The sequence below is a fragment of the Streptomyces sp. NPDC020490 genome (assembly GCF_044335305.1).
GTDB lineage: Bacteria > Actinomycetota > Actinomycetes > Streptomycetales > Streptomycetaceae > Streptomyces.
In genome coordinates, this window is record NZ_JBIRUY010000001.1 from 647,533 (window position 1) to 673,370 (window position 25,838).

Genomic DNA, 25,838 nt, shown 5'->3' on the forward strand with positions numbered 1-25,838 from the left:
GCCGGCTCGTCAGCCCGCCGACGGCCCCGTCCAGTCCGCCTGCACGTGGCCCAGACGCACCCGCTGCGGGTGGTCGCCGACGGGGACGGACAGGACCTTCTTGCCGGTGGCGAAGTCGATGGCGGTGACCTGGTCGGCGCCGCTCTCGGAGACGATGCAGTCCTTGCCGTCGCCGCTGACGGTGGCCCAGTACGGCTTGGAGGCGGTCACCAGGTCGCCCTCCTGGAGGGTGGCCCGGTCGACGACCGTCGCGTAGTCGTCCATCGTGCCCGCGACGCACAGCTTGGCGCCGTCCGGGCTCATCGAGATGCCGTGGTGGCGCGAGTCGTTGACCCAGGTGGTGCGGTCCTCGCTGGTCGCCGGGTTCTTCGGCAGCGTCTTCACCCGGGTGATCTTGTCGGCGGCGACGTCGTACTCCAGGAAGCCGTTGAAGAAGGAGACCTGGAAGTACAGCTTGGACTCGTCGGGGGTGAACACCGCCGGGCGGACCGCGTCCGAGAAGTTCTTCAGGCCGATGGCGTCCAGCCGGTCGCGCATGTCGATGACCTTGACCTGCTTGTACGTCGTCGCGTCCACGACCGTGATGTGCCGGTCGCCCTTCGTCCAGTCGGCGGACGGGTCGTCGAGCGAGGTGTTCACGTCGCCGATCGACATGTTCCAGATGTACTTGCCGTCCTTGGTGAAGATGTTCTCGTGCGGCTTGTCGCCGGTCGCGAACTTGCCCAGCTGCTTGCCGGTGGCGATGTCCAGCACGTGCACGGTGTTCGCGGTCGACGCGGACACCGCCACCCGGGTGCCGTCGGGGGAGACGGCCATGTGGTCGCTGCGGTAACCGGACACGGCGAAACGCCAGTTGATCTTCCCGGTGGACAGGTCGATCGACACGACGTCGGCGAAACTCGGCCGGGACACCACGACCGACGTGCCGTCCGGCGTGGAGTACATGTCGTCGACGAACTGGTCGTGCCCCTCGCCGACGCCGTTGCGGATCGCCATGAAGTAGATCCACTTGATCGGATCGGCGTTGATCTCCGCCATCCGCTGGTCCTTGTCGGGCACGACATTGATCCGGCCGACCTTGGCGAAGTCACCGGTGGACTTGATGACGTCGGCGGTTCCGTCCCAGTTGTTGCCGACGAACATCACCTCGCGCAGGCCGGCGGAGGAGGCGTCCGTGGCGGCCGTGGCGGCGGTGGCGGGAGCGGCGACGGTCAGCGCGAGGGCGGCGGCCACGGAACAAAGGTGCCTGGTTCTGAAAGCAGGCATGACGGCTCTCTCCTCTGGAGTGGGGTGACGGGAGCATGCCGAAGTGCGGCTCGGCTGCACACTGAACATGAGGCACGTTCAGATTTGTACTTACTGGAAAGTAAGGAAGGGGACCCCCGCTCCACAAGACTGTGTGCACGACAAAATCATCCGACCGGCCGAGGAGGCCGAACTCGCGCCGGACAACGGCCACTTCGCATCCTGAAGGCAGCGGACGCCGTCGTAGCCGGATGCTGATCACGGACCCGGCCGTCGGCGCCGTCCTGGGCATGGAGACCACCTGCACCCGCGACCGGCCCGAGTACCGCGTCGAGGCCGGCGACGTCATGGATCACAGCGCCTGGATGCGCTGATCACCCCCGGGCCGGGCGGCCGGCCGGGGCCGTGGGGAGCCTCAGGCCGTCGCCAGGAACTGCGTCGCCGCCAGTTCCGCGTACAGCGGGTCGGCGGCCACCAGTTCCCGGTGCGTGCCCACCGCACGCACCCGGCCCGCGTCCATGACGACGATCCGGTCCGCCATCGTCACCGTGGAGAGGCGGTGCGCGACGACGAGCACCGTGGTGGTCCGCGCGACGTCGGCCACGGTGTCGCGCAGCGCCGCCTCGTTCACGGCGTCCAGCTGCGAGGTCGCCTCGTCCAGGAGCAGCAGCCGCGGACGGCGCAGCAGCGCGCGGGCGATGGCGACGCGCTGCCGCTCACCGCCCGACAGCTTGGTGCCCCGGTGTCCCACCAGCGTGTCGAGCCCGGCCGGCAGCCGGGCGACCAGACCGTCGAGGCGGGTCGTCTTCAGCACCCGAGCGACATCCCCGTCGTCCGCCTCCGGATTGCCCAGCAGCAGGTTGTCCCGCAGCGAACCCGACAGGACCGGAGCGTCCTGCTCCACGTAGCCGATCGCCGAACGCAGCCGCGGCAGCTCCCAGTCGGCGACGTCGCGGCCGTCGAGGGTGACGGTCCCCGACTCGGGGTCGTAGAACCGCTCGATGAGGGAGAACACCGTCGTCTTGCCGGCGCCGGACGGGCCCACGAACGCGGTCATCCCCCGGGCGGGCACGGTGAACGTCACCCCGTGGTGGACGTACGGGAGGTCGTCGGCGTACCGGAAGCGGACGTCGTCGAAGGCCACCGCGGCCGGCTCGTCGTCCGCCGTGGGCAGCGGCGCGGGGGCGGCCGCCGGCTCGGCGGGCAGCCGCAGCGCCTCCTGGATCCGGGCGAGGGCCGCGGCGCCCGTCTGGTACTGGGTGACCGCCCCGACCACCGCCTGGATCGGCGACATCAGGTAGAAGACGTACAGCAGGAACGCCACCAGCGTGCCCACCTCGATCGCGCCGGTCGCCACCCGCGCCCCGCCCACCGCGAGCACCGTGATGAACGCGATCTGCATCGCCAGTCCCGCCGTGTTGCCGGCCGCCGCCGACCACTTCGCGGCCCGCACGCTCTGCCGCCACGACTCCTCGGCCGCCGCGTGCAGCGTGTGTTCCTCCCGCTGCTCGGCGCCGGACGCCTTCACCGTGCGCAGCGCGCCGAGGATCCGCTCCAGCGAGGCGCCCATCACGCCCACCGCGTCCTGCGCCTGCCTGCTGGCCCGGTTGATGCGCGGCACGATCACCCCGAGCACCGTGCCCGCCAGGAGGATCACGGCCAGGGTGACCCCGAGCAGCACCGGGTCCACCAGCGCCATCATCGCCACGGTCGCCAGCAGCGTCAGCCCGCCCGTGCCCAGGCCGACGAGCGATTCGGTGGTGACCTGGCGCAGCAGGGTGGTGTCGGAGGTGATGCGCGCCATCAGGTCGCCCGGCTCGCTGCGGTCGACGGCCGGGACCCGCAGCCGCAGCAGGTACGACGACAGGGCCCGCCGCGCCCCGAGCACCACGGACTCCGCGGTGCGCCGCAGCACGTACGAACCCAGCGCCCCCACCGCCGCGTTGGCGACCACGAGAACCGACATGGTCACCAGCGCGCCGGTGATCGCCCGGTCGTGGGAGAGGTCGTCGATCAGTCCCTTGGCCACCAGCGGCAGCAGCAGGCCGGTGGCCCCGGTGACGAGCGACAGCACGGCGCCCGCCAGCAGGGCCCACCGGTGCGGCCGTACGTATCCGAACAGCAGCCGCCAGGCGGGCGGACCGGGCTGGGCCTCTGCGATGCTCACGGCACTCCTTCGGCGGGCGGGCGGAAGGCATCAGGCTACGTGGGCGGCGCTCGCCCGGGTCGTGCGGGATCTCCGCCGGCGCTCCACGCCGTGCCGTTACCGATCAGTCACGCGTAGGGTCGGGAAGCACGGACATCGGCCCACGGAAGGGTTCAGCACATGGCACAGGAAGTACGCGGCGTGATCGCACCCGGCAAGAACGAGCCGGTGCGGGTGGAGACGATCGTCGTGCCCGACCCCGGACCGGGCGAGGCGGTCGTCCAGGTGCAGGCGTGCGGGGTGTGCCACACCGACCTGCACTACAAGCAGGGCGGGATCAACGACGAGTTCCCCTTCCTGCTCGGGCACGAGGCGGCGGGCGTCGTCGAGTCGGTCGGCGAGGGGGTCACCGACGTCGCACCGGGCGACTTCGTGATCCTCAACTGGCGGGCGGTGTGCGGCCAGTGCCGGGCGTGTCTGCGCGGACGGCCCTGGTACTGCTTCGACACGCACAACGCCGGGCAGAAGATGACCCTGACCGACGGCACCGAGCTGTCCCCGGCCCTGGGCATCGGCGCGTTCGCGGAGAAGACGCTGGTCGCGGCCGGGCAGTGCACCAAGGTCGACGCGTCCGTCGCGCCGCAGGTGGCCGGCCTGCTGGGCTGCGGGGTGATGGCGGGCATCGGCGCGGCCATCAACACCGGCAACGTGGGGCGCGGCGACAGCGTGGCGGTCATCGGCTGCGGCGGCGTCGGCGACGCCGCGATCGCCGGGTCCCGGCTGGCCGGCGCGGCGAAGATCATCGCCGTGGACATCGACGACCGCAAGCTCGAGACCGCCCGCTCCATGGGCGCCACCCACACGGTCAACTCCCGTTCCACCGACCCGGTCGAGGCGATCCGCGAACTGACCGGCGGCTTCGGCGCCGACGTGGTCATCGAGGCGGTCGGCCGCCCGGAGACGTACCAGCAGGCCTTCTACGCCCGCGACCTGGCCGGCACGGTCGTCCTGGTCGGCGTGCCGACCCCGGAGATGAAGCTGGAGCTGCCGCTGCTGGACGTCTTCGGCCGCGGCGGCGCGCTGAAGTCCTCCTGGTACGGCGACTGCCTGCCCTCCCGGGACTTCCCGATGCTCATCGACCTGCACCTGCAAGGACGCCTGGACCTGGGCGCTTTCGTCACCGAGACCATCGAACTCACCGACGTGGAGAAGGCGTTCGAGCGGATGCACCACGGCGACGTGCTGCGCTCGGTGGTGGTGCTGTGATGGCCGCGCGCATCGAACGCCTCGTCACCTCCGGCCAGTTCACGCTCGACGGCGGCACCTGGGACGTCGAGAACAATGTGTGGATCGTCGGCGACGACCACGAGGCCGTCGTCATCGACGCAGCGCACGACGCCGACGCCATCGCCGAGGCCGTCGGCGACCGGCGCCTGACCGCCATCGTGTGCACGCACGCCCACAACGACCACATCGACGCCGCCCCCGCCCTGGCCGACCGCACCGGCGCCGCCATCTGGCTGCACCCCGACGACCTGCCGCTGTGGAAGCAGACCCACCCCGACCGGGACCCCGACGCCCACCTGCGCGACGGCCTGGTCATCGAGGCGGCGGGCGCCGACCTCACCGTCCTGCACACCCCCGGGCACGCGCCGGGCGCCGTCTGCCTCTATGACCCGGGCCTGGCCACGGTGTTCACCGGCGACACCCTGTTCCAGGGCGGACCGGGCGCGACCGGCCGCTCCTTCTCCCACTTCCCGACCATCATCGACTCGATCCGCGATCGCCTGCTCACCCTCCCGCCCGAGACCAGGGTCCTCACCGGCCACGGCGAGGAGACCACCATCGGCGCCGAGGCCCCGCACCTGCAGGAGTGGATCGACCGCGGCCACTGACCGACCGGCCCGGCGCACCGCACCCGTTCCGCGAAAAGCCGCCTGCGGAAAACCGCCTGCAAGAAGCCGCCTGCGGAAAACCTCCTGCGGAAAGCCGACAGAAGGTGTCCGGCTTTCCCGGCACCCTCGACCGCGAGCCCGCACGGCAGTGCGGACGACAGCCACGAGGTAACGGGAGGCCGGGCATGTCCGGACCGCTGAAGGGCAGGGTGGCGCTGGTCGCCGGGGCGACGCGCGGCGCGGGGCGCGGGATCGCGGTGGAACTCGGCGCGGCCGGCGCCACCGTCTACGTCACCGGGCGCAGCACCCGCGCGCACCGCTCCGAGTACGACCGCCCGGAGACGATCGAGGACACCGCCGACCTCGTCACCGAGGCCGGCGGCCACGGCATCGCCGTACCCACCGACCACCTCGACCCCGCGCAGGTCCGCGCCCTCGTCGACCGCGTCGACGACGAACAGGGCCGCCTCGACGTCCTCGTCAACGACATCTGGGGCGGCGAGAACCTCTTCGAGTGGGACAGGCCCGTGTGGGAGCACGACCTCGACAAGGGACTGCGGCTGCTGCGGCTCGCCGTCGAGACCCACGCGATCACCAGCCACCACGCCCTGCCCCTGCTGCTGCGCCGGCCGGGCGGCCTGGTCGTGGAGATGACCGACGGGACCGCCGACTACAACCGCGACACCTACCGGGTCTCCTTCTTCTACGACCTCGCCAAGGCGTCCGTGCTGCGCATGGCCTTCGCCCTCGGCCACGAACTCGGCCCGCGCGGCGCGACCGCCGTCGCCCTGACGCCCGGCTGGCTCCGCTCGGAGATCATGCTCGACCATTTCGGAGTCGGCGAGGACAACTGGCGCGACGCCCTCGAACGCGTCCCGCACTTCGCGATCTCCGAGACCCCGCGCTTCGTGGGGCGCGCGGTCGCCGCACTCGCCGCCGACCCCGACGCGGCCCGCTTCAACGGCCGGTCCCTGTCCAGCGGGGGGCTCGCCCGCGTCTACGGCTTCACGGACCTCGACGGCAGCCGCCCGGACGCCTGGCGGTACCTGGTCGAGGTGCAGGACGCGGGCAGACCGGCCGACGTGACCGGCTACCGCTGACCGGTCGGGGGCCGGACCGGTCGGGAGCTGGACCGGTCGGGAGCTGGACCGGTCAGGGGCTGGACCGGTCGGCGGCCGGTGACCGAGAGCCCGTCAGGGGCGGGCGGCAGGAGGCAGCGGCCAGCGCGCCGAGTGGCCCGGCGGCAGGGCCAGATCCTGCCGCACGGCCGCGTAGTAGGCCTCGCGCCCGGCGCGCTGACGGTCCAGCAGCACCTGCCAGCCCCCCGGGTCCCGCCGGCCCTCTCGCAGGAACGCCTCCATCTCCAGTACCGTGACCACCCACTCCCGTCCCTTCTCCACCACGCGGGGGCTGCCCAGCAGGATCAGCGCCTCCCCGTGCGGGTCCCGGGCGGTCTGCGCCTCGGCCAGCAGCGGCTTCGCCTCCTCGGGCGACAGCGGGTGCGGATGGGGATCGTTCCCGAAGTGCGCGGCCAGCCGGTAGTTCAGCGTGACGGTCTGCTTCAACGACCGCGCCCAGTCGGCGTACGCCGCGTACCGGCGCTCCTCCCAGCGGGCGGCCTGCTCCCGCCGGAACCTGGCCCGATCCCCGCGCACGACCACCACGTACGAACCGAGCGCACCGATCACCACGCCGATGAGCGCGGGCAGTTGCTGTATGAACGCGGACATGCGGCGCACGCTACCTGCCCTCTTGATCGCCCGGGGAGTAGCGTCGGCCCATGGCTGACACCAAGCGTTTCGAGGGGTACGGGATTCTCGTCACCGGCGCCGCCCGCGGCATCGGCGCCGCCGTCGCCCGGCGGTTCGCCGCGGAGGGCGCGCGGGTGCTGGCGACCGACGCGGACGGCGCGGAGGCGGCCAGGACCGCGGGCGCGCTGCGCGAACAGGGGCTCGCCGTCGAGGCGTTGGCGTGCGACGTCGCCGACCGGCGGTCCGTGGAGGCGGCCGTCGCCCACGCCGTGGACGCCTTCGGGTCACTGGACGTCCTGGTCAACAGCGCGGCCAACTGCACGCCGGACACGGCGCTGTTCGAGGACGGTACGGACGAGGCGTGGGCCCGCGACCTCGACGTCACCCTCACCGGCGCCTACCGCTGCTGCCGCGCCGCCCTCCCGCACCTGGCCGCCTCCGGTCGTGGCGCGGTCGTCAGCATCGGTTCCGTCAACGGCATGCAGGACTTCGGCGGCCACGCCTACAGCGCGGCCAAGGCCGGACTCGGCTCCCTCACCCGAACCCTGGCCGGGCAGGCGGCCGCCCGCGGAGTGCGGGTCAACCTCGTCGTGCCGGGCACCGTGCGCACCTCGGCGTGGGAGGGACGCGACGACCACCTGGAGGCGCTGCGCCCGCTGTACCCGCTGGGGCGGGTCGGCGAACCGGAGGACATCGCCGCGGCCGTCGCCTTCCTCGCCTCCCGCGACGCGGCCTGGATCACCGGCACCTCACTGGTGGTCGACGGCGGCCTCACCGCCGTCAACACGGGCTTTCAGCAGGTCACCGGAGAGCGCGACGGGATCCAGGGGGAGTGACCCACAGCGTTGTCCACCCGGCTGATCGGTCGCCGGCGCCGCCGCGAGGCCTGGTTTGGTCACCGTTTCGTCGCAGCTTACGGTGGTCCGCAACCTCTTGCCTGGGTGGATGGTCCAGGTAAGTGACAAGGACCACTCAGGAAGGGAATGTGCCGCCATGGGGGGCATAGGCAGACGGGCAGCCGTCGCATTCGGGATCACCGGGCTGGTTGCGCCGCTCGCGCTCACGCTGGGCACCGCGCCGGCGCAGGCCGCCACGAGCTGCACCACGAAGACCGGTCCGTACCAGAAGCAGGTGGAGAAGTTTCTCGGCCTGACCGTGGACGGCAAGCAGTCGTCCACCGACTGCAAGGCCATCCAGGCCTTCCAGAACAAGCACGGCATCACGCCGAACATCGGCTACGCGGGGCCCGTCACCTGGGGTGTGATGGATCTCATGAACAAGCAGAAGGCCGTCGGCAGCAACCCCAACAAGGACGGCAAGTGCCCGGTGAACAAGGGGCGCATCGCCTGCGTGAACCTCTCGCTCCAGCTCAGCTGGATCCAGGACGGCAACAAGCTCGTCTACGGGCCCGTCCCGGTCCGTACCGGCCGTGACGGGTACGAGACCCGCACCGGCCTGAAGAAGATCTACTGGCGGGACATCGACCACGTCTCGAACATCTACAACGTGCCGATGCCGTACAGCCAGTTCTTCGACGGCGGCCAGGCCTTCCACTCGGTCAACCTCAGCATGTGGAACCCGCCGGGCTCGCACGGCTGCGTCAACATGACCACGACGACCGCGAAGAAGTACTGGTCGCTGCTGAAGACCGGCGACGACGTGTTCGTCTACGGCCGCAAGCCGGGCACCTGACGGCAGCAGGCCCCGGCGGCAGCCGCGGGCAGCAGCCGGGGAACGAGGGCGGCCACCGGGGAACCGGTGGCCGCCCTCGGGCCTGTCGTGCCGCTGGCGCCGACGGCCTCTGACACGACGTGATCAGCGCCACGGTCCTTAATGTCGGATTTTTCCCTTATTATTCACGCAGCCTTCACGGCAGCCCCCGTATGCTTCACACCATGTCCACCACTGTTGAACCCGTTTCCGATCGTTCGGCGGACGAGGTCAACGAGGAGATCCGGGCCCTTTGGCGCCGGTCGGGCGGGACACTGAGCGTCGAGCAGCGCGAGGAATACCAGCGGCTCGTCCTGGAGTGGGCCGCCGTGGCGGCCCCGCACCCGGTGAAGGCGGCCTGAGCGCCCGCTGAAGGCGCTCACGCGTCAACGCGCCGTCCCGGGGCACCCCTGAACCGATGGGCGCCCTCCTCGCACTGACCTCGGCCGTCCGCCACGGCGTCGTCGTCACCGGGCGGCCTGCTGTCGCGGTGTGCGCTGACGCCCGGGGGCGGCGCGGCCGGATGCCTCAGCCCCACGTCGCCGAGTAGTACCGCTGGTAGGCCTTGCGGTCCTGCTCGGCGCGGAGGTAGCGGGTGGCCACCAGCGCGATCAGGCTGCCGGCGACCACCAGCAGACCCGGCCCGATGTTCCTGGGGTCGGACAGGCGGGCCAGCGGCGTGGAACCGGCCGCGGTGCCCGTCGCCGGTGCGGAGGAGCCGGGCGAGGCGGCGCCCGGTGCGATCGCGCTGCGCGTCGCGGAGGCGGACGGCGCGGGCGCCGGGGAGGCGCTCTGCCCGGAGGCCGCCTGCTTGGACACGATCAGCTGGACGCCGAGCGCCTGCATCGCCTTCGTCACCGGCTGGAAGAACGTCGTGCCGCCCGTGGTGCAGTCACCGCTCCCGCCCGAGGTCACGCCCAGCGCGATCCCCTCGGAGAACAACGGGCCGCCGCTGTCGCCGGGTTCGGCGCACACGTTCGTCTCGATCAGCCCGGTGACCGTGCCCTCCGGGTAGTTGACCGTCGCGTCGAGGCCCGTCACCTGGCCGTCGTGCAGACCGCTGGTGCTGCCGCTGCGGAACACCCGCTGTCCGACGGCCGGATCGCCCACACCCGTGATCCGCACCCCGTTGCCGTTGCCGATCGCCACCACGTCCGCGCCCTGGCCGGCCGAACCGCTCGCGTACTGCACCAGCGAGAAGTCGCTGCCGGGGAAGTCCTGTTGAACGGTCTTGCCGAGCTGCTGCCGGCCCTGGTTGTCGGCGAACCAGAGGGAGCCGGCGGGTCCGCAGTGCCCGGCGGTGAGAATGAAGTCGCTCTGCCCGTTCGTCACGTTGAAGCCCGCCGAGCAGCGACCGGTGGTCGACAGGATCGGCTGCGCCCCGTTGAGGCGGGTCGTGAACCTGCCGGGGCTGCGTTCCATGCGGACGAAGCTGCCGATGCCGGAAGCCACTTGGGTCATCCGGGACCAGTCCCCGGCGGAGACGGTGCTGTCCGCCCGCACGACAACCTGATTCGACCGGTAGTCCAGCACCCAGGCGGTGCCCGCCACGCGCGGCGCCGAACGCAGCGTCGCCGTCGCCGACTTCAGCTCGTTCATGCTGTGCCGCACCATCGTCGCCGTGGCTCCGGCGCGTTCCACCCGGGCGGCCGCCGCCTTGTCGGTCACCGCGACGACCGGGCGGCCGTCGGCGCCGATCCAGGTGCCCGCCGTGCGGGAGGCGCCCAGCTCGGCGACGAGCGCGGCGCCCGTGCCCGACGACGACCGGGCCGCGCTGAGGGGAACCGCGGAGGTGCCGGCGGGTTCCCCCGCCATGGCGGCCTGCGCCACCATGCCCCCGCCCAGCAGAAGTCCGCCGACGGCCGCCAGCCGTGCCACTCGCCGGGCGATCCGTCGTCGTGCGTGCCTCATGCCTGGCTCCCGAAACCCCGAACAGCGCGGTGTCACCGCGGAGCGCTCCGGTCGTCGAGCGCCCTCACTCCATACGAGGCCGGGCCCGCCCGCGTTCACCGCGCGGACGGTCCTCTCCACGCTTCGCGGCGACAGGGGTTCCGGGCCGGCTCGGATGCTGTGGCGCCGGAGCGGAAAGCGGTGCGCCACCGCGCCGGCCGGCCATCCGGACGGCACGGTCGGGATCCGCCGAGGGCGCCGGACCGGCGGACCGCCCGACGAGCGTCTCCCGGCTGCGCTCGTCGCCCCACACCGACGCCGCGTCCACGTACGGCCGTAGCAGCGAGGTCAGTGCGGGGTCCGCCCGGCGGTGCAGCTCGTCGGAGCCGATCTTGCGGGCGATCCCGGCGAGGAAGTCCGCGAGCTGCACCCTCGGGTCCTCCCGGGCGGCCACGAGCCGCAGCCCGTCGAGCGTGATCCCGGACCCATGGGCCGTCTCCTCGATCCACGCGATGCGGTCCGGCGTCAGCAGGTTCTGCCGGTCGTGCACCAGACGGATCCGGCGTCCGCCCCGGCTCCAGTACGCGGCCGTCCTGACGATGGACGGCAGCAGGGGATTGAGGACGGGGATCAGGGGCCGCCCGGCCAGGATCCCGGCCCGATGGGCGTCCGCGCGTCCGCGGGCCGCCGCGAACCGCTCCAGGACGTCCGCCGCCTCCGCACCGGCCGCCACACGGCGCAGCAGGCCGACGGCCCGGAAGAACACGTCGACGGGCTCCCCGCCGTCGCGCACGCGCAGCAGGCGGTTGGCCGCGTCGAGGAAGTCCCGCCACAGCCCGTCGCCGAACACCCGCGGTCCGGCCCGGAAGAGGGGGAGGGCCGGCCCGCCGTCGCCCAGCAGCAGACCGGCGGTCCGCTCCACGACGAAGAACGCCTTCTCCGTCAGGTGCACATGCGCGGCGCCGTGGATCGGCCCGCCGGGCGCGAGCAGCCACTCCAGCACCGCCCGGTGCTTCTCCCGCAGCAGATGGCCGGCCTTGTACTCCTCCGCGGGGGAGCGGATCCGGTCCCGGATCTCCCGCAGGTGTCCGGCCGCCTCCGGCACGGTCAGCCGCACACTGGCGTGGGCGAACACGTCGGTGTTCCCGCCGGTGAGGTTCTCGCCGTCGGAGCCCGACTCGTCGCAGGCGACCTCCAGGACACCGGCGTCCCGCGCAGGCGCGACCGGCGGTCCGTACGCGTCGTTCCCGCTCACGCCGCAGCCCCCTATCTTGAGCCTCATGACCAGGATCCCGCACGAACCGGCCGGTGAACCGAATCCCCTGCGGGTGCTCTCCCTCGACCGGCTGCGGCGCCGTACGAGCATGAAGTGGCGCGCCCACCCCGCCGACGTGCTGCCGATGTGGGTGGCCGAGATGGACGTCCCGCTCGCCGAGCCCGTCGTCCGCGCGGTGACTGAGGCGCTCGCCCTCGGGGACACCGGCTATCCGGCCGGCACCGGGTACGCCGAGGCGCTAGCGGGGTTCGCCGCCGAGCGGTGGGGGTGGGACGGCGTCGCGGTGGAGCGCACGGCCGTCGTGCCGGACGTCATGCTCGGCGTCGTCGAGATGATCAAGCTGGTCACCGGGCCCGGCGATCCGGTGATCGTGAACCCGCCCGTGTATCCGCCGTTCTTCCATTTCCTCGAGCACATGGACCGGCGGGTGGCCGAGGCGCCGCTCGGCGCGGACGGGCGCATCGACCTCGACGTGCTGCGGGACGCCTTCGCGCGGGCGGCCGCGCACGGACGCCGGGCCGCGTTCCTGCTGTGCAGTCCGCACAACCCGACCGGCACCGTGCACACCGCAGGCGAACTGGCCGCCGTCGCCGCTCTCGCCGACCGGTACGGCGTGCGCGTGGTCGCCGACGAGATCCACGCCCCGCTCACCGCACCGGGCGTCCCCTTCGTGCCGTACCTGAGCGTGCCCGGCGCCGAGAACGGCCTGTCGCTGATGTCCGCGTCGAAGGCGTGGAACCTGGCGGGACTCAAGGCCGCGCTCGCGATCGCGGGCCCCGCGGCCGCCGCCGACCTCGCCCGGATGCCCGAGGAGGTCGGCCACGGGCCCAGCCACCTCGGCGTCATCGCCCACACCGCGGCCCTGCGCGGGGGCACCGCCTGGCTCGACGCGCTGCTCGCCGCCCTCGACGACAACCGGCGGCTGCTCACCGCCCTGCTGGCCGAGCACCTGCCCGCGATCGCCCACCGGCCGGGCGAGGCGACCTACCTCGCCTGGCTCGACTGCCGTGCGCTGGGCCTCGGCGACGACCCGGCGGACGTCTTCCTGGAGCGCGGCCGGGTCGCCCTGAACTCGGGCATCCCCTTCGGCGCTGGCGGTGCGGGGCACGCGCGGCTGAACCTGGCGGCCTCCCCGGAGGTGCTCACCGAGGGCGTACGGCGGATGACCGCGGCACTCGGCTGAGGCGGCCACGTGCGCCCCGCACGCCACGCACCCCGCACAGCCGCGCACGGCCCGCACAGCCGCGCACGGCTTCGCGCAGCGGCGGACGACGGGCGCGCCGAGTCGCCGGCGTCCGCACTGCCTAGACTCCTGTAATGGACGACACACCGCTGAAGCGGCTCGGTGAGGGCAAGTACCTGCTGGTCACCAGCTACCGGAAGAACGGCACCCCGGTGGCCACCCCGGTGTGGGTGGTGCGCGACGGCGACACGCTCGGCGTGTGGACGAGCGCCGACTCCTGGAAGGTGAAACGGATCAGGGCCCGCCCGGAGGTCCTGGTCGGCCCCTGCGACGTGCGCGGCAACCCGACCGGCCCCCAGACCCCCGCCACCGCGGAGATCGCCGACGAGGCGACCCTCGCCCGCTACCGCGAGCTGATCCGCCGCAAGTACGGCGTCCTCGGCCGCCTCACCCTCCTCGGCAGCCGGCTGCGCCGGGGCCTGGACGGAACCGTCGGCATCCGGCTGACGCCCCGGTCCTAGACACCCGCGGCCCCCGAGCCGCGCGACGACGACGTACCACCAGGAGGACTGCCGGGTGACTGGAGCAGGGCAGCGGTGAGGCAGGACGAGGGTGCGGCGGAGGACCCCGCGCGGCGTGTGTTCGACGCGGACCGGGCGGCCGAGCGCATGGGCATCGAGTTGCTGGAGCACGCCGCGGGCCGGGCCGTGCTGCGGATGACGGTCACCGCGCGGATGCTCAACGGCCACGGCACCGCCCACGGCGGATGCCTGTTCCTGCTCGCCGACGCCGCGTTCGCCTGCGCCTGCAACAGTCACGGCCCCGTTACGGTCGCGGCCGGCGCCGGCATCGACTTCGTGGCCCCCGCCCACGAGGGCGACGTGCTGACGGCGGTGGCCGAGGAACGCACCCGCTCGGGCCGCAGCGGGATCTACGACGTGACCGTGCGGCGCGGCGGCCAGGTGATCGCCGAGTTCCGCGGCCGCAGCCGCACGCTCGGGGCCGCGGCCGGACCGCCTGCGCCGGACTGACCGGCCGTCAGGTCCAGGCCCGGTAGGGCTCGTCGACGAGCTGGAACACCGGCTCGCCGCGGACCGGGTCCTTCGCGGTGGACAGCCGCACCCGGTCGCCGCTGTGTATGCCGATCGGCGGGCCCATGACCCGGCCGCGCACGACGAACCCCTCGGCCATCTCCACCAGCGAGACGTTGCGCGCGGCGGGGGTGTTGCGGTGCACCACCGTGGAGTGGCGGACCGTGCCCACGCCCTCGCTGCGCTCCGTGCGCAGGTCGCTGCCCTGGCACACCGGGCACAGCAGCCGGTGGTACATCGCGGTGCCGCACCACGTGCAGCGCTGGAAGAGGATGCTGTCCGAGTCCCGCGTGCCGGGATCGAGCACGCCCGCCGCGGAGCCGCCTGCCTGATGGGCAACGTTTCCTGAGTGGTGGTACACGCTGGTCCAACTCCTCGCACTCGGCCGGAATCCCACGTGCGCGAAGCACCCGGGCACGGGTGTGCGCGGTCACCGTGCCACCGTGCACAGCGGTAGAGTATGGCACTCAGTGCCATAGGTAAAGGTACTGGGTTCCCTTTTTTTGCGACTCAGTTCCGGCCCTGAGCGGCTTCGATCTCCTGGACCACCCGCCACAGCGGGGCCCCGCGGCGGGCGACGACGACCACCACGTCCTCGGGCTCGTCGGCGTCGGAGCGGCCGCCGGGGGAGCCGAACGCCGACTGGACGTAGCCCAGGGCGTGGTCCAGCGCGGCGCTCGCGTCGCCCTGCCCGCTCGAACGCAGCCAGGAGCGCAGGGCGTTGTTGTGCGCCGCCACCACGGCCGCCGCGATGACGTCGGCCCGCAGGATGCCGTCCCGGCGGCCGGCGAAGCGGGCGCGCAGGTACTCGGCGAAGGTGCGCTCGTAGCGCCACACCACCGACAGTTCGTGCGAGCGCAGCACGGGCACCCGCTTGGTGAGGCGGTAGCGCTGCACGGAGAAGGCGGGGTTCTCGGCGTACATCCGCAGCACCAGTCGGGCCGCCTCGCAGACCCGGAGCACCGGCTCGTCGTCGTCGGCGCTGCGGGCGAGGAACGCCGTCATGTCGGACAGGCACCGCTCGTGTTCGGGGAAGACCACGTCCTCCTTGGAGGGGAAGTAGCGGAAGAACGACCGCCGCCCGACACCCGCCAGCGCGACGATGTCGTCCACCGTCGTCTGCTCGTACCCCCGCTCCAGGAACAGCCGGAAGGCCGCCGCGATCAGCGCCTCCCGGATGGGCGGCTTCGCGGGCGCCGTCTCGCCCTTCAGGTCGCGACGGTGCGCCGCGTTGCCGGAGCTCATGGACGGGAACGTAGCACTTGGCGCCGCAAATGGCACTCAGTGCACTACAACTGGGGAACTGAGTGCACTCCGCTCCGGGGGCGGGTCCCCGCACCCCCTGGCGTAACCTTTCCGCACCCCACGCCCCGCCCGGAACCGCACGCCCGAGGAGCCCGCATGTCCTCCGCCCGAGCCCGCCTGCTGTACGTCACCGACCTGTCGTACCCGGCACGCGGACGCCGCTACTGCGACGAGGACATATACCTCACCTCCCGGCTGCGCGAGGACTTCGACCTGGCCCTGGCCCACCCCCGCGACGCGGCCGCGCTGATGGACGCCTTCGACGCCGTCGTCGTCCGCAACAGCGGACCGGTCCTCGGCCACCAGGACGCCTACGACGCCTTCCGCGCGCGGGCGGCGGCCCGCGGGACCCGCGTCTACAACCAGCTCACCGGCAAGGCGGACATGGTCGGCAAGCAGTACCTCGTCGAACTGGCCGCCGCCGGGTACCCGGTCATCCCCACCGTCGACCGCGCGGCCGACCTGCCGCTGCTGCCCGCCGCGGACGCGTACGTGGTCAAGCCCAAGCGGGGCGCCGACTCCGCGGGCCTGTCCGTCGTCCCCGCCGGCCGCCTGCCCGAGCTGACGGACGGCGACGTGCTGGTCCAGCCGCGCGTCGACTTCTCCTACGAGGTCTCCTTCTACTTCGTCGACGACCGCTTCCAGTACGCCCTGTACGCGCCGCGCCCCGACCGGCGCTGGCAGCTCGAACCGTACGAACCCACCGCCGCGGACCTGGAGTTCGCCCGGCGCTTCATCGCGTGGAACGCCATCGATCACGGCATCCAGCGCGTCGACGCCTGCCGTGCCCCAGACGGCGGACTGCTCCTCGTGGAACTCGAGGATCTCAACCCCTACCTCTCCCTGGACGCCCTCGACGAGGCCCGCAGGGACGCGTTCGTCACCGCCCTGAAGGAGTCCCTGCACCGCTTCCTCGCCGCGCCGGTCTGACCGTCGGCTGAACTCCCGGCGCTCCGGCCGCGTATGTCTTCCCGGGGGACGGGGACCCCTGCCACGGGACGGAAGGAGAGCACTGTGCCGACACCGCGCGCATCCGGCTCACCGGGCGACCGGCCGCCCCTGGAACCGGTCCGCGTCCTGCGCATGCGCCGCACCGACGCCCTGGCCGAACTGCTGCGCGACCTGCCCCAGGACGCCAGCTACGAGGCCGTCCCGGTGCCCGGGCCGCCGTCCGGCTCCGAGGACGCCACCCGGGAGATGCCACCCGTCCGCGACGACGACCGCGCGGGCCCGCGCGGCACGGGCTCGCGCGGTGTCGGCCGGGTCGGCGCCGGGCCGCGCGGCGCAGGTCGTGCCGGCGCCGGGTCCGTGGGTACCGGGCCGATGCGTACCGGGCCCGCACGCCCGGACCGCTTCGGTCCCGCTCCCGCTCCCGCTCCCGGTCCCGGCCAGCGCCGCGCCGCCCTCGCCATCGCCGTCGCCGCGGCCGCGCTCGTCGGCTTCGGCGGCGCCCTCCTGCTGCCCGGCCGGCACCACGCCGCGTCGGCCGGCGCGCCCGCGCCGACCGCGTCCGCCGAGCCGACCCCCACCGCCTCCGCGCCGGCCGCGGGCCAGGCCGATCCCGACGGCGCGGGCACCCTGCGCGAGGGCGACAGCGGACCGCGGGTGACGGACCTGCAGCAGCGCCTGCTGCGCATCCCGAACGTCTACGACCACGGGTCCACCAGCGGCCGTTACGACGCCGCCCTCACCGCGGCCGTCGCCCGCTTCCAGCTCTGGTACGGCATCCGGGGCGACGAGACCGGCGTCTACGGCGACGACACCCGTACCGCGCTGGAGTCCCGGACCGCGTCGGGCACCGGCTGACTCGAACGGGCCACACGGCGCGGACACGGCGCGGACACGGCATGGACACGGCGCGGACACGGCGCGGACACGGCGCGGACACGGCGCCGGGACGGTCCGGACTCCAGGGCCTGACCCGGGCCTAACCCCGCGCTGCCGGATCCGCGGGCTCGGCCGGGACCCGGATGTCGAGGACGCAGACGTCGTCCCGGTCCTCTCCCTCCAGCACCGCGTCGAGCAGCGGGGCCAGCGAACCGGGCTGGTCGGCCTGGTGGGCGACGACGGCCTCCGCGAGCCGGTCCAGCCCCCGGTCGAGCCCCTCGCCGGGCCGTTCGACCAGGCCGTCGGTGTACAGCACGACGCGGTCGCCGGGCCGCAGCAGGCACTCCGCCTCCTCGAACACCGGCGTGGCGGTCGCCCCCAGCAGCATGCCGCGGGGCCGGCCGAGGTAGCTCGCCCGGCCGTCGCGCAGCAGCAGCGGCGGCGGGTGACCGGCCTGGGCCCACACCAGCCGGCGCTCGCCGGGGGAGTAGCGGGCGAGGACCATGGTCGCGGTGCCGTGCGTGTCGCGGGAGTGCAGCAGCAGCGTGTTGAGCCGGGCGAGGGCGCCGGTCAACGACGAGCCGGTGATGACCATGCCCTTGGCCGTGAAGCGCAGCTGGGCCATGGTGGCGACGGCGTCGATGCCGTGCCCGGCGACGTCGCCGACCACGAACAGGGCGTCCCCCTCGGGCAGTTCGAGGGTGCTGAACCAGTCGCCGCCGACGTGGATGCCGGACTGGGCGGGCAGGTAGGCGACTTCGACGCGCAGTCCGGCGAGCCGCACGGGGCTGGTGGGCAGCGGCAGCAGCGCGTGCTGCAGCCGCGCGGCCAGCGTGCGCTCGGCGCGCAGGACGTCGTGCTGGGTGAGTATGGCCCGCTCGCTCTCCACCAGGGCGAGTTCGGCACTGCGCTGCACGGTCAGGTCCTGGACGACGCCGTGGACCTCTGCGGGCGTGCCGTGGTGGTCGGGCACCGCCTCGGCGACGAGCCGCAGATGCCGCAGCCCGTCCGAGGTCCGCACCCGGAACGGGACGTCGAACGGCCTCGCCTCCGCCAGCAGCCGGTCGAGGGCGTGGGTCAGCGCGGGGACGTCCTCGGACAGCGCCAGGGCCGCGAGCCCGCCCAGGCCGACCGGGCCGCTCGCGGGGTCCCGGCCGAACAGCGCGAACACCTCGGAGGACCAGCTCGCCTGCCCGGTGACCAGGTTCCAGCTCGCCCAGCCCAGGTTGCCCAGCCGCTGCACGTCCGCCAGACGCTGCCGCTGCCGGTCGGAGGAGCCGTGGCGCACCCAGGTGACGATGAGTCCCTCGCCCAGCCGGGCCGCCCGTACCGAGTGGACGGACAGCTCGGCGGCGCCGTCCACGACCTCCTGGTGCGCGAACGGCTCGCTCTCGAAGGGCTCGGAGCCGGAGAGCGCGCGGGCGAAGCCCCGCAACAGCGGTTCGTCCGTCAGGGCCGCACAGCGTTCTCGGAGCCGTCGGCCGACCAGGTCCGGATGGCTGCTGCCGGCCAGGCCGGCGGCCTGCCGGGTCGCGGCGTCGATCCGGTAGTCCTCGGCCTCTCCCGGTCCCGCGGGCAGCGGGGTCAGCAGCATGGCGGCGCCGGGCAGCGCGTCGAACACGCTCTGTACGGCGGCCGCGGCGCTGACCCCGACGGGGCGCGGGCGCGTCTCGAAGGCGCGCAGCGGGCCGGCGCAGAGCCGGGCGGCGGCCAGCAGCTGCTCCCGCACCCGTGCCGGGAACGGCCCGGTGCGGGTGCGCAGGATGCCGACGCACGCGTCGGGCGAGTCGCCGTCGGCCGGCAGGGGCAGCCAGGCGCGGGAGCGCCAGCGGCCGGGCGGATCCTCGATCAGCAGGTACCGCCGGCGGTCCTTCTCCACGTCCTCCAGCCAGCGCGGCTCCCCCGACCGCAGCGCGTCGAGCGCGGCGGTCCCGCTCAGCGGGGGAACCTGGCGCCAGCGCGCGGTCAGGGTGTCGTCGACGCCCGCGTGCCCGATCAGTTCGAGTCCCCCGGCGGGCCGCCGGACGTAGATCACGACCGCGTCGGCGCCGACCTCCGCGGGGAGCCGCTCCAGCAGGCAGCCGGCGAGGTCGTGCGGTGTGGCGGCGCGGGCCGGCGCTCCGCCGAGCAGGCCGAGGGCCGCGGTGCCCTCGTCGGCCGGGCCCCGCGAGGTGGGGACGGCGGCGTGGGAGGACCGGCCGCGCTGCCGCTCGACGGCCGGGCCGTCCGGCGGCACCAGGCTCCCGAGGGTGATCCAGCACTCCTCCAGCAGCGTCCGCCGGCCGGTCTCGGCGCGTCGCCGCAGTTCCCCGGCGGCCGCGTCCGGGGAGCAGCCGGTGAGCGCCATCACGGCGCCCTTCGCGCGTTCCAGGACGGCCGACGTCGCCGCCAGGTCCCGCAGTCGTTCCATCTCGGCGCGCTGTCTGGCGACGACCTTGGCCAGCGCCGCCTTGTCCGGCGCCCGGGAATCCGCCGGCATGGAGGGCTCGCTCGTCACGCGTCGAGCATCGCACACAGGACACGGGTCGATCGCGGGGATGCCTGGCCGGACTCCACTCGAAAGCGGTACGCGCGACCCCGGTCCGTGCCCGGCCGGGGTGACGACACCACGCGGGTCCTTCGGCGCTCGGGCGGCGGATGCGGCCACGACCGCGGCACACCGCTGAGACACGCCATGACCAGGTACGTCAGCACCGGCGGCGGCACCACCGGGAAGACACCCGCGGCGCGTCCGTGCCGGTCGGCCGGTTCGCCGGACCCCGGCCGGGCGGCGAGCCGGCGCGGATCACGTGCCCGCGGGCCGGTGCGCGCTCAGCGGGCCGAGCCGACCAGGGCCTCGGTGACCGCGCGGACGCTGCGCGCGATGTGCTGCAGCTGCAGTACCTCCGCCGCGTACAGCTTGATGGTGTGCTCGATGACCGACTCCGGCAGGCCCAGCCTCGGCAGGTCGGCGCGGGCCGTCTGCAGGGCGGTGCGGGCGACCCGGATCTCGTTGTGGACCTGGATCTGCGCGTGCCGGGCGAGCAGCACGGGGTGGCGGATGAGGGCCGGGTAGCTGGCGTAGCGCGCCGGCACCAGCTCGCGCAGCCACTTGGCCGCCGAGCGCTCCCAGTCGAAGGAACCGGGCGTCTTGACCTGGCACGGCCAGTCCGGGCTGATGCGCGTCGTCGTCAGGGTCATGATCATCGCTTCCGGGGGTGCGGCGTCGTGAGGGGTGGTCCGACGGGGGCGGGCGGCCCCGGCCTAGGGGATGACCGGGGCCGCCATGGGCGCTCGCACAGGCGAGGCCCGACCGAACACCCTGGGCGCCGACGCGGGTAGGAGACGGCGGCTTCGGGTGTCCGCGCAGGAGCCCGGGAAGGCGTACGGCGTCCGTGCGGCGGCTGGTGCGGCGTACGCATGGGCGGACCGTGGCTTTCTGCGGGCGGTGCGGGGGAGGGGACGGGGGTGCGGAAACGTGTCTCGGAGTGAGCCGGGGCGCGATCCGTGAGAAGTATTTATATATGCCGTCCGCTTTGCAAGACGCATGAAAACATTCATGCGTGCTCTGTCCGTGAATGTCCCCTTCTGGCATCGGGTGGGGTGACGGGAGGAACGGCGGGGGCCGGCCGGGGACGGCCGGACACATCAGTCCCGCAGGAAGAACTGGTGCTGGTCGGAGATCTGCTCGTACGCCTCGAGCCGGGCCTGGGTGCGCTCGGCGTCGGCGTCGGTCATCGCCTGCAGCAGCGCGGCGGCCATCACGCCCGGCGCCGCGTAGGAGTCGAACACCAGGCGCGAGCCGGTGCCGGTGGTGAAGGTGACGTCCGCCTCGTCGGCCACCGGCCCGAGCGCCAGGTCGGTCACGAGAGCGACCTTCAGCCCGGCGTCCCGGGCGACCCGCACCGCGGTGAGCGTCTCCTGGGCGTGCCGGGGCATCGAGAAGGCCAGCACCCAGGTGCCGCCGGCCTCGCGGGACTGCAGCAGCGCGTCGTAGGCGATGCTGCCGCCCCGGGTCACCAGCCGCACGTCGGGGTGGATGCGGCGGGCGGCGTAGGCGAAGTACTCGGCGATCGAGGCCGAGATGCGCAGCCCCAGGACGGTCAGCGGGGTCGACGCGGACAGCTTGCGGCCGACGTCGATCACCTGGTCGGGGTCGGCGAAGTCGCGCCGCAGGTTCTCCAGGTTCTCGATCTCGGCGTCGACCGCCGCCTGCAGCTCGTTGCTGCCGTTCTCCTCGGCCGCGCCGGGCCCGCTGGCCAGCGTGCCGAGGGCGACCGACTGAAGCTTCTCGCGCAGCGCGGGGTAGCCGCTGAAGCCCACCGCGGCGGCGAAACGCGTCACCGACGGCTGGCTGACGCCGACCCGCTCGGCGAGGTCGGTGATCGACAGGAACGCGGCCTCGGTGATGTGCTCGATCAGGTACTGGGCGATGCGCCGCTGCCCGGGCGAGAGCCGGGGCCGGTCGAACAGCGTCCGCAGCTGGGAGGTCGGGGACGCCTCGGCCTCCGGAGCGGTCTTGCCCGAGGTGATGGCGGATGCCTGTGCGCGTGCCTGCTGTGGCGATGGCACCGGTGCGCCTCCTTTGTCTCGCACAGTGCTTCAACATAGCTCACCCATCGCCTTGACCAGGGCTTGCACCGGCGCTCCCGGCCCGCCGGACGCCGCTGCCGGGCCTGTCCGGCAGTGCGTTGCCTCACCGGCGGTAGATCGTGATCGAGTGACCGACCTCGTCGACGGGGCGGCTGCTCGCGATCAGGCCGGCGAGTTCTCCGCGCGCCTTGGCCGCCGCGGAGTCCGACACGACCAGCAGCCCGCGCACCTCGCGCGCGGGGACCTCGCGCGGGTCGGCGGCGTCGATGCCGTAGGAGGACGGCACACCACTGCCCTTGTAGACCAGCCAGATCCGCTCGCCCCGGTAGCGCTCGCGCAGCCGGTCCGCGAGCCGGCCCAGGTCCTGCCCCCAGTCCACGTTCGAGTCGTGCAGCCGCAGATGGGTCCTGGCCGGCCCGCCGAACGCCTCGTTCGCGTACGGCAGGTAGTAGGGATACGTCCGCAGCGAACTCACCGCGACGAACAGCACCAGGGCCCCGGTCGTCCACGGCGCCCACCGCCACCGCAGCGTCGGCACGCAGCCCGCCGCGATGGCGAGGAACATCGGCACGAAGACGGCGTACCGGGTGCCGAGGTCGCGCGACCCGTGCATGGCCGCGGCCAGCAGCACGGCCGCCGGCAGCAGCACGTACGGCGCCGCGGGCCGCAGCCGCCGCACCGCGAGCACCGCGACGCCGCCGGCGGCCCCCAGGGCCAGCAGCCCCAGCGGCGTCTTCACCAGCAGCGCGGCCGGCAGGTAGTACCAGCGCGACCCGGTGTACAGGCGGCCGAACAGGAAGCCCTGCCAGGGCCGGTTCTCCAGGCCGAACTGCACGCGCATCCCGTCCCGGTAGGCCTCGGGGAACGGCAGCAGCCGCACGAGCAGCCCTCGCAGCCCGTGCACGGCGGGGATGTGCTGCCCGGGCGACCAGCGCAGCCGCGGATCGACCGCCAGATAGGACGCCCATACGACGGCCACGGCGGCGAGCGCCACGACGGCCGCGCCCGCGACGGCCCGCGCCGCCGCCCTGCGGCGGTCCGGCGCTCCGGCGTGCCACACCGCCCAGGCGGCCGTCGCCGCCAGCAGCGGGACCGCCGGCAGCGCGCTCATCTTCGTGGCCACCGCCGCGCCGAGGGCCAGACCGGCCAGGGGCAGGTACCGCCGGGGCCGCCGGCGGGCCCGCCACAGCAGCCACGCCGAGGTCAGCACGAACCCCGCGGCCGGCACGTCGAGGGTGGCCAGCGACCCGTGGGCGATCACGTCGGGGGAGAAGGCGTACAGGGCGAGCGCGACCACCGCGCCCACCGGACCGGCGAGGTCCCGCGCGAAGGCGAACACCACGAGCCCGAACAGCAGGGTCAGCGCGATCACCGGCAGGCGGGCCCACAGCATCACGCGCCAGGGGTCGTTGCCCGACTCGTACAGCAGGTGCCGACCGAACCGGCCCTGGTCGCCGGGCAGGGAGGTGTCGACGTGCGGGCCGGCGGCCGCCACCCCCACGGCGACGAGGAGCTTGCCGAGCGGCGGGTGCTCGGGGTTGAGGCGCACGCGGTGCTCGTGCAGATAGTCGGCCGCCGTGCCGACGTACACCGGCTCGTCGATCGTGGGGGTCTGCTGGACGGCGGTCGTCACCATGGCGGCGGCCATCTGCGCGAGCAGCACGGCCACGAGGAGCGGTGTCAGCAGGCGCCGCGCGGCCCGGCGCGGCGGGCCGGCGTCCGGCGCCGGCCGTTCCGGGCCGCCACCCGTCCGCGGGTCCAGGACCGAATGCTGTTCCAACGCCATCATCCGCCCCGCGGTGACGCCGGCCGCGAGGTGGCGGGAGCGATCGAGGGCCGTCTCATGGCCCCACTCTCGCACCGGCTCCCGCCACCGGCGGCGTCACCGCTTCAGGAGTCGTACCGACAGACCTTCCGTCGTGCAGACGGGTACGGCCCGCAGCGTGGGGGAGTTCAGTTCCACGCGGTCGAACTGACCGCGCAGTACGGCGGCGGCCAGGACGGGCACCGTGTTGCCCGCGGCCGGCGGCCGCTCGGCGTCGAGGCGCAGCGACAGCACGCTGCCCGGGCCCAGCAGCGCCCGCCGGGTCACCTCCAGAGCCGCGTCCTGCCCGGCGCGCAGCGTCACCTCCAGGGCCGCCGACTCCTGCCGGTACCCGCCGTGCACCTCGGCCGGCCGCTGGAGCCGCAGCGTGCCGCCGAGCACCCGCACGTCGCCGTGGCCCAGGGCGTGCGACGAGCCGGCCACCAGCACGCCCTCCGTCACGGTGGTGCCGCCGGTGTAGGCGTTGCGGCCGGTCAGGGTCAGCGTGCCGCTGCCCCGCTTGGTCAGCCCGCCGGCGCCGCCGATGTCGTTGCGCCAGCTGTCGGCCGCGGCGAAGCCGCCCGCCGCCGCGTCCAGGGAGACGGTCACGTCGGAGTCGAAGGAGCCGTACCCGTCCGCCGCGGCGAACAGGTTCAGGCGCCCCCACTGCTCGAAGCCGTCCAGCAGGACGTACCCGGAGGGCAGCGCGGTCGTGCGCAGCACCTCGCGCCGCTGCCCGGCGTCCAGGTAGGGCAGCCGCGTCTCCAGCAGCACCTCCGCGCCCTTCGGCACGGTCAGCGGCTCGCTGCGGCCGTGCCGGGTCAGCACGTAGGTCAGCCGGGGCCGCACCGCGCGGGCGTTGGCGTCCCGGTCCGCGTACGGGTCGGCGCCGGGGGCGGCCGAGTGGGCGCAGGCGTACAGGGTGTCGGCCGTGGCGCCGGTCCGCTCCCGGAAGTAGGCCAGGGCCTGGGCGCGGGCTGCGGCCTTGAGTTCGGCGTTCGCCGGGTCGGCCAGTGTGGCGGCGGCCAGCGCGGTGGCCATGACGCGCCCGCCGAGGACGTCGACCGTGGAGTGCATGCCCGCCATGATCCGGGTGTGACTGAGCTCGAAGGCGCGCGTCACCAGTTCCTGGAAGCGCTCGGGCACGGCGTACGCGAACGCCAGGGCCGCCAGGTGGAAGGCGTTGGTGTGGCCGCTGGGGAAGCCGCCGTCGTCCGCCGGGGAGGTGCTGCGCTGCCGCAGCAGCTGGGGGGCGACGACGACCCGCGAGTCGTACACGGGGTAGCCGAGCTCGTCCTTCGCGCCGGTGTCGACGACCTCGCTGTCCTCGTTCATGCGCCACGGACGCGGGTACTGGAAGGCGTACTTGGCCGGGTTGCCGGACGCGAACGGGCCGCGCACCGTGTCGACGAGCTCGGCCACCTTGCCGAGCGCGGAGTCGTGCGCGCCGGCGCCGAGCGCGGAGCCGGCGGGGGCGTCGGCGGGCACCGCGTCGCTGATGGTGGTCGCGGGTGTGCCGTCGGGCGCGCTCGTGATCGACGTGACCGCCTTCGCGCCCTCCTTGTACAGCCCGGCGAGCGGACCCAGGCCCGCGATCATCGCGTAGCTCTGGTGCTGGCGGTCGTAGAGGAACGCCTCCTTCGCCTGCGCGTCCGTGCGCGCGGCGGTGAGCTGCGCGCAGTAGCGCATGTTGGCGCGCAGCACCTCCGGCCGCAGCGGCGTGCCGGTGTTCCACGCGCCGCCGGTCTTCCACACCTCGGCGAAGCCACCGAGGGCGCGCACGACCGCGTTGGTCTCGGGCGTGAGGTTCGCCAGGACGTTGCTCTTGTAGTCGTCGACGAACGCGTCGACGAACGCGGCGGCGGCCGGGGTGCCGGCCGGGGCGGCCGCGGCGGCCGGCCACGCGGCGAAGGCGGGCACGGCGAACGCTCCGGCTGTCACGCCGAGGGAGGTCATGAGGAACTTCCGCCGGTCGACGGCGAGCCGGTCGGCAGGCGAGGGGGACGGGTGCGAGGGGGACGGGTGCGAGGAGGACGGGTGCGAGGGGGAGGGGTGCCCGGCTGGGGACGGCATGCGCGTGCCTCTCTTCGGTTCCGCGGCCGTGCGGCCGGGAAGGGGATCGGGGGCGGGAGCGACGTGTTCG

At 73.7% G+C, this 25,838-nt stretch carries 24 protein-coding genes; 12 read left to right on the top strand and 12 right to left on the bottom strand.

Translation table 11 applies throughout. The annotated features are described in order from the left end of the window. Positions 1-9: 9 nt before the first annotated feature. Positions 10-1,266 (bottom strand): YncE family protein, encoded by a 1,257-nt coding sequence (locus ACH4ZX_RS02910; protein ID WP_398266411.1) that lies wholly within the window; start codon positions 1,264-1,266, stop codon positions 10-12. A 230-nt stretch (positions 1,267-1,496) separates the two neighbouring features. On the opposite strand from ACH4ZX_RS02910, the gene ACH4ZX_RS02915 reads away from it, so the two are divergent. Then, a complete protein-coding gene (locus ACH4ZX_RS02915; protein WP_398266414.1) occupies positions 1,497-1,619 on the top strand; it encodes a hypothetical protein in 123 nt (40 codons plus the stop codon). Between the two features lie 41 nt (positions 1,620-1,660). On the opposite strand, the gene ACH4ZX_RS02920 is transcribed toward ACH4ZX_RS02915, so the two are convergent. Beyond that, complete coding sequence (locus ACH4ZX_RS02920) at positions 1,661-3,412, bottom strand: ABC transporter ATP-binding protein (protein ID WP_398266417.1); 1,752 nt, start codon at positions 3,410-3,412, stop codon at positions 1,661-1,663. A 159-nt stretch (positions 3,413-3,571) separates the two neighbouring features. On the opposite strand from ACH4ZX_RS02920, the gene ACH4ZX_RS02925 reads away from it, so the two are divergent. The 3 genes from ACH4ZX_RS02925 (at position 3,572) to ACH4ZX_RS02935 (ending at position 6,386) form a co-directional block, all read left to right on the top strand. Beyond that, entirely contained in the window at positions 3,572-4,657 is a 1,086-nt protein-coding gene (locus tag ACH4ZX_RS02925) for an S-(hydroxymethyl)mycothiol dehydrogenase (protein ID WP_398266420.1), read from the top strand. Further along, positions 4,657-5,286 carry an MBL fold metallo-hydrolase gene (locus ACH4ZX_RS02930; RefSeq protein WP_398266423.1) on the top strand — a complete coding sequence of 210 codons (630 nt, stop codon included), beginning with the start codon at positions 4,657-4,659 and terminating at the stop codon, positions 5,284-5,286. The genes ACH4ZX_RS02925 and ACH4ZX_RS02930 overlap by 1 nt, the downstream gene beginning before the upstream one ends. A gap of 185 nt (positions 5,287-5,471) precedes the next feature. Next, positions 5,472-6,386 carry an SDR family oxidoreductase gene (locus ACH4ZX_RS02935; protein WP_398266426.1) on the top strand — a complete coding sequence of 305 codons (915 nt, stop codon included), beginning with the start codon at positions 5,472-5,474 and terminating at the stop codon, positions 6,384-6,386. Between the two features lie 93 nt (positions 6,387-6,479). Here the strand turns inward: ACH4ZX_RS02935 and ACH4ZX_RS02940 are convergent, their stop codons facing one another. Continuing rightward, a complete protein-coding gene (locus ACH4ZX_RS02940) occupies positions 6,480-7,016 on the bottom strand; it encodes a hypothetical protein (protein ID WP_398266429.1) in 537 nt (178 codons plus the stop codon). A gap of 50 nt (positions 7,017-7,066) precedes the next feature. Here ACH4ZX_RS02940 and ACH4ZX_RS02945 point away from each other — a divergent pair, with 50 nt between their 5' ends. The 3 genes from ACH4ZX_RS02945 (at position 7,067) to ACH4ZX_RS02955 (ending at position 9,109) form a co-directional block, all read left to right on the top strand. After that, positions 7,067-7,873, top strand: coding sequence for an SDR family NAD(P)-dependent oxidoreductase (locus ACH4ZX_RS02945; protein ID WP_398266432.1), 807 nt, complete (start codon positions 7,067-7,069; stop codon positions 7,871-7,873). 157 nt (positions 7,874-8,030) lie between these two features. After that, complete coding sequence (locus ACH4ZX_RS02950) at positions 8,031-8,729, top strand: L,D-transpeptidase (protein WP_398266435.1); 699 nt, start codon at positions 8,031-8,033, stop codon at positions 8,727-8,729. 191 nt (positions 8,730-8,920) lie between these two features. Further along, a complete protein-coding gene (locus ACH4ZX_RS02955) occupies positions 8,921-9,109 on the top strand; it encodes a hypothetical protein (protein WP_360750621.1) in 189 nt (62 codons plus the stop codon). Positions 9,110-9,275: 166 nt separating this feature from the next. Here the strand turns inward: ACH4ZX_RS02955 and ACH4ZX_RS02960 are convergent, their stop codons facing one another. Beyond that, complete coding sequence (locus ACH4ZX_RS02960) at positions 9,276-10,658, bottom strand: S1 family peptidase (RefSeq protein WP_398266439.1); 1,383 nt, start codon at positions 10,656-10,658, stop codon at positions 9,276-9,278. A gap of 64 nt (positions 10,659-10,722) precedes the next feature. Then, complete coding sequence (locus ACH4ZX_RS02965) at positions 10,723-11,892, bottom strand: hypothetical protein (protein WP_398266442.1); 1,170 nt, start codon at positions 11,890-11,892, stop codon at positions 10,723-10,725. Positions 11,893-11,917: 25 nt separating this feature from the next. Between ACH4ZX_RS02965 and ACH4ZX_RS02970 the strand changes: the two genes are divergently transcribed. From ACH4ZX_RS02970 to paaI, 3 genes are all read left to right on the top strand, one after another. Next, positions 11,918-13,096: a MalY/PatB family protein gene (locus tag ACH4ZX_RS02970; RefSeq protein WP_398266445.1), complete on the top strand. Its 1,179-nt coding sequence runs from the start codon at positions 11,918-11,920 to the stop codon at positions 13,094-13,096. Between the two features lie 134 nt (positions 13,097-13,230). Then, positions 13,231-13,617, top strand: coding sequence for a PPOX class F420-dependent oxidoreductase (locus tag ACH4ZX_RS02975; RefSeq protein WP_398266448.1), 387 nt, complete (start codon positions 13,231-13,233; stop codon positions 13,615-13,617). A 75-nt stretch (positions 13,618-13,692) separates the two neighbouring features. Further along, on the top strand, positions 13,693-14,127 hold the full coding sequence (paaI, locus tag ACH4ZX_RS02980) for a hydroxyphenylacetyl-CoA thioesterase PaaI (RefSeq protein WP_398266451.1): 435 nt from the start codon (positions 13,693-13,695) through the stop codon (positions 14,125-14,127). 7 nt (positions 14,128-14,134) lie between these two features. Here paaI and ACH4ZX_RS02985 read toward each other — a convergent pair whose 3' ends face one another. Continuing rightward, positions 14,135-14,548 carry a Zn-ribbon domain-containing OB-fold protein gene (locus ACH4ZX_RS02985; RefSeq protein WP_398266454.1) on the bottom strand — a complete coding sequence of 138 codons (414 nt, stop codon included), beginning with the start codon at positions 14,546-14,548 and terminating at the stop codon, positions 14,135-14,137. Positions 14,549-14,697: 149 nt separating this feature from the next. After that, positions 14,698-15,432, bottom strand: coding sequence for a TetR family transcriptional regulator (locus ACH4ZX_RS02990; protein ID WP_398266457.1), 735 nt, complete (start codon positions 15,430-15,432; stop codon positions 14,698-14,700). 156 nt (positions 15,433-15,588) lie between these two features. Between ACH4ZX_RS02990 and ACH4ZX_RS02995 the strand changes: the two genes are divergently transcribed. Next, on the top strand, positions 15,589-16,422 hold the full coding sequence (locus tag ACH4ZX_RS02995; protein WP_398266460.1) for a hypothetical protein: 834 nt from the start codon (positions 15,589-15,591) through the stop codon (positions 16,420-16,422). 84 nt (positions 16,423-16,506) lie between these two features. Further along, positions 16,507-17,298, top strand: a complete 792-nt coding sequence (locus ACH4ZX_RS03000; protein WP_398266463.1) for a peptidoglycan-binding protein — start codon at positions 16,507-16,509, stop codon at positions 17,296-17,298. A 121-nt stretch (positions 17,299-17,419) separates the two neighbouring features. On the opposite strand, the gene ACH4ZX_RS03005 is transcribed toward ACH4ZX_RS03000, so the two are convergent. The 5 genes from ACH4ZX_RS03005 to ACH4ZX_RS03025 form a co-directional block, all read right to left on the bottom strand. Further along, positions 17,420-19,798 (bottom strand): SpoIIE family protein phosphatase, encoded by a 2,379-nt coding sequence (locus ACH4ZX_RS03005; RefSeq protein ID WP_398266691.1) that lies wholly within the window; start codon positions 19,796-19,798, stop codon positions 17,420-17,422. Positions 19,799-20,130: 332 nt separating this feature from the next. Next, the gene (locus ACH4ZX_RS03010; RefSeq protein WP_398266466.1) at positions 20,131-20,505 is read right to left on the bottom strand and encodes a hypothetical protein; all 375 of its coding nucleotides are present in this window, start codon (positions 20,503-20,505) and stop codon (positions 20,131-20,133) included. Positions 20,506-20,946: 441 nt separating this feature from the next. After that, a complete protein-coding gene (locus ACH4ZX_RS03015; protein ID WP_398266469.1) occupies positions 20,947-21,870 on the bottom strand; it encodes a MurR/RpiR family transcriptional regulator in 924 nt (307 codons plus the stop codon). Positions 21,871-21,994: 124 nt separating this feature from the next. Further along, positions 21,995-23,680, bottom strand: a complete 1,686-nt coding sequence (locus tag ACH4ZX_RS03020; protein WP_398266694.1) for a phospholipid carrier-dependent glycosyltransferase — start codon at positions 23,678-23,680, stop codon at positions 21,995-21,997. 93 nt (positions 23,681-23,773) lie between these two features. After that, positions 23,774-25,768: a phosphatase PAP2 family protein gene (locus ACH4ZX_RS03025; protein WP_398266472.1), complete on the bottom strand. Its 1,995-nt coding sequence runs from the start codon at positions 25,766-25,768 to the stop codon at positions 23,774-23,776. Positions 25,769-25,838 lie beyond the last annotated feature (70 nt).

What these genes read in the sequence shown, in the direction of transcription:
- ACH4ZX_RS02910 (WP_398266411.1), bottom strand. Translation starts at nt 1,266, where the DNA reads ATGCCTGCTTTCAGAACCAGGCACCTTTGTTCCGTGGCCGCCGCCCTC.
- ACH4ZX_RS02915 (WP_398266414.1), top strand. Translation starts at nt 1,497, where the DNA reads ATGCTGATCACGGACCCGGCCGTCGGCGCCGTCCTGGGCATGGAGACC.
- ACH4ZX_RS02925 (WP_398266420.1), top strand. Translation starts at nt 3,572, where the DNA reads ATGGCACAGGAAGTACGCGGCGTGATCGCACCCGGCAAGAACGAGCCG.
- ACH4ZX_RS02930 (WP_398266423.1), top strand. Translation starts at nt 4,657, where the DNA reads ATGGCCGCGCGCATCGAACGCCTCGTCACCTCCGGCCAGTTCACGCTC.
- ACH4ZX_RS02935 (WP_398266426.1), top strand. Translation starts at nt 5,472, where the DNA reads ATGTCCGGACCGCTGAAGGGCAGGGTGGCGCTGGTCGCCGGGGCGACG.
- ACH4ZX_RS02940 (WP_398266429.1), bottom strand. Translation starts at nt 7,016, where the DNA reads ATGTCCGCGTTCATACAGCAACTGCCCGCGCTCATCGGCGTGGTGATC.
- ACH4ZX_RS02945 (WP_398266432.1), top strand. Translation starts at nt 7,067, where the DNA reads ATGGCTGACACCAAGCGTTTCGAGGGGTACGGGATTCTCGTCACCGGC.
- ACH4ZX_RS02950 (WP_398266435.1), top strand. Translation starts at nt 8,031, where the DNA reads ATGGGGGGCATAGGCAGACGGGCAGCCGTCGCATTCGGGATCACCGGG.
- ACH4ZX_RS02955 (WP_360750621.1), top strand. Translation starts at nt 8,921, where the DNA reads ATGCTTCACACCATGTCCACCACTGTTGAACCCGTTTCCGATCGTTCG.
- ACH4ZX_RS02960 (WP_398266439.1), bottom strand. Translation starts at nt 10,658, where the DNA reads ATGAGGCACGCACGACGACGGATCGCCCGGCGAGTGGCACGGCTGGCG.
- ACH4ZX_RS02970 (WP_398266445.1), top strand. Translation starts at nt 11,918, where the DNA reads ATGACCAGGATCCCGCACGAACCGGCCGGTGAACCGAATCCCCTGCGG.
- ACH4ZX_RS02975 (WP_398266448.1), top strand. Translation starts at nt 13,231, where the DNA reads ATGGACGACACACCGCTGAAGCGGCTCGGTGAGGGCAAGTACCTGCTG.
- ACH4ZX_RS02990 (WP_398266457.1), bottom strand. Translation starts at nt 15,432, where the DNA reads ATGAGCTCCGGCAACGCGGCGCACCGTCGCGACCTGAAGGGCGAGACG.
- ACH4ZX_RS02995 (WP_398266460.1), top strand. Translation starts at nt 15,589, where the DNA reads ATGTCCTCCGCCCGAGCCCGCCTGCTGTACGTCACCGACCTGTCGTAC.
- ACH4ZX_RS03005 (WP_398266691.1), bottom strand. Translation starts at nt 19,798, where the DNA reads ATGCCGGCGGATTCCCGGGCGCCGGACAAGGCGGCGCTGGCCAAGGTC.
- ACH4ZX_RS03010 (WP_398266466.1), bottom strand. Translation starts at nt 20,505, where the DNA reads ATGATCATGACCCTGACGACGACGCGCATCAGCCCGGACTGGCCGTGC.
- ACH4ZX_RS03020 (WP_398266694.1), bottom strand. Translation starts at nt 23,680, where the DNA reads ATGATGGCGTTGGAACAGCATTCGGTCCTGGACCCGCGGACGGGTGGC.
- ACH4ZX_RS03025 (WP_398266472.1), bottom strand. Translation starts at nt 25,768, where the DNA reads ATGCCGTCCCCAGCCGGGCACCCCTCCCCCTCGCACCCGTCCTCCTCG.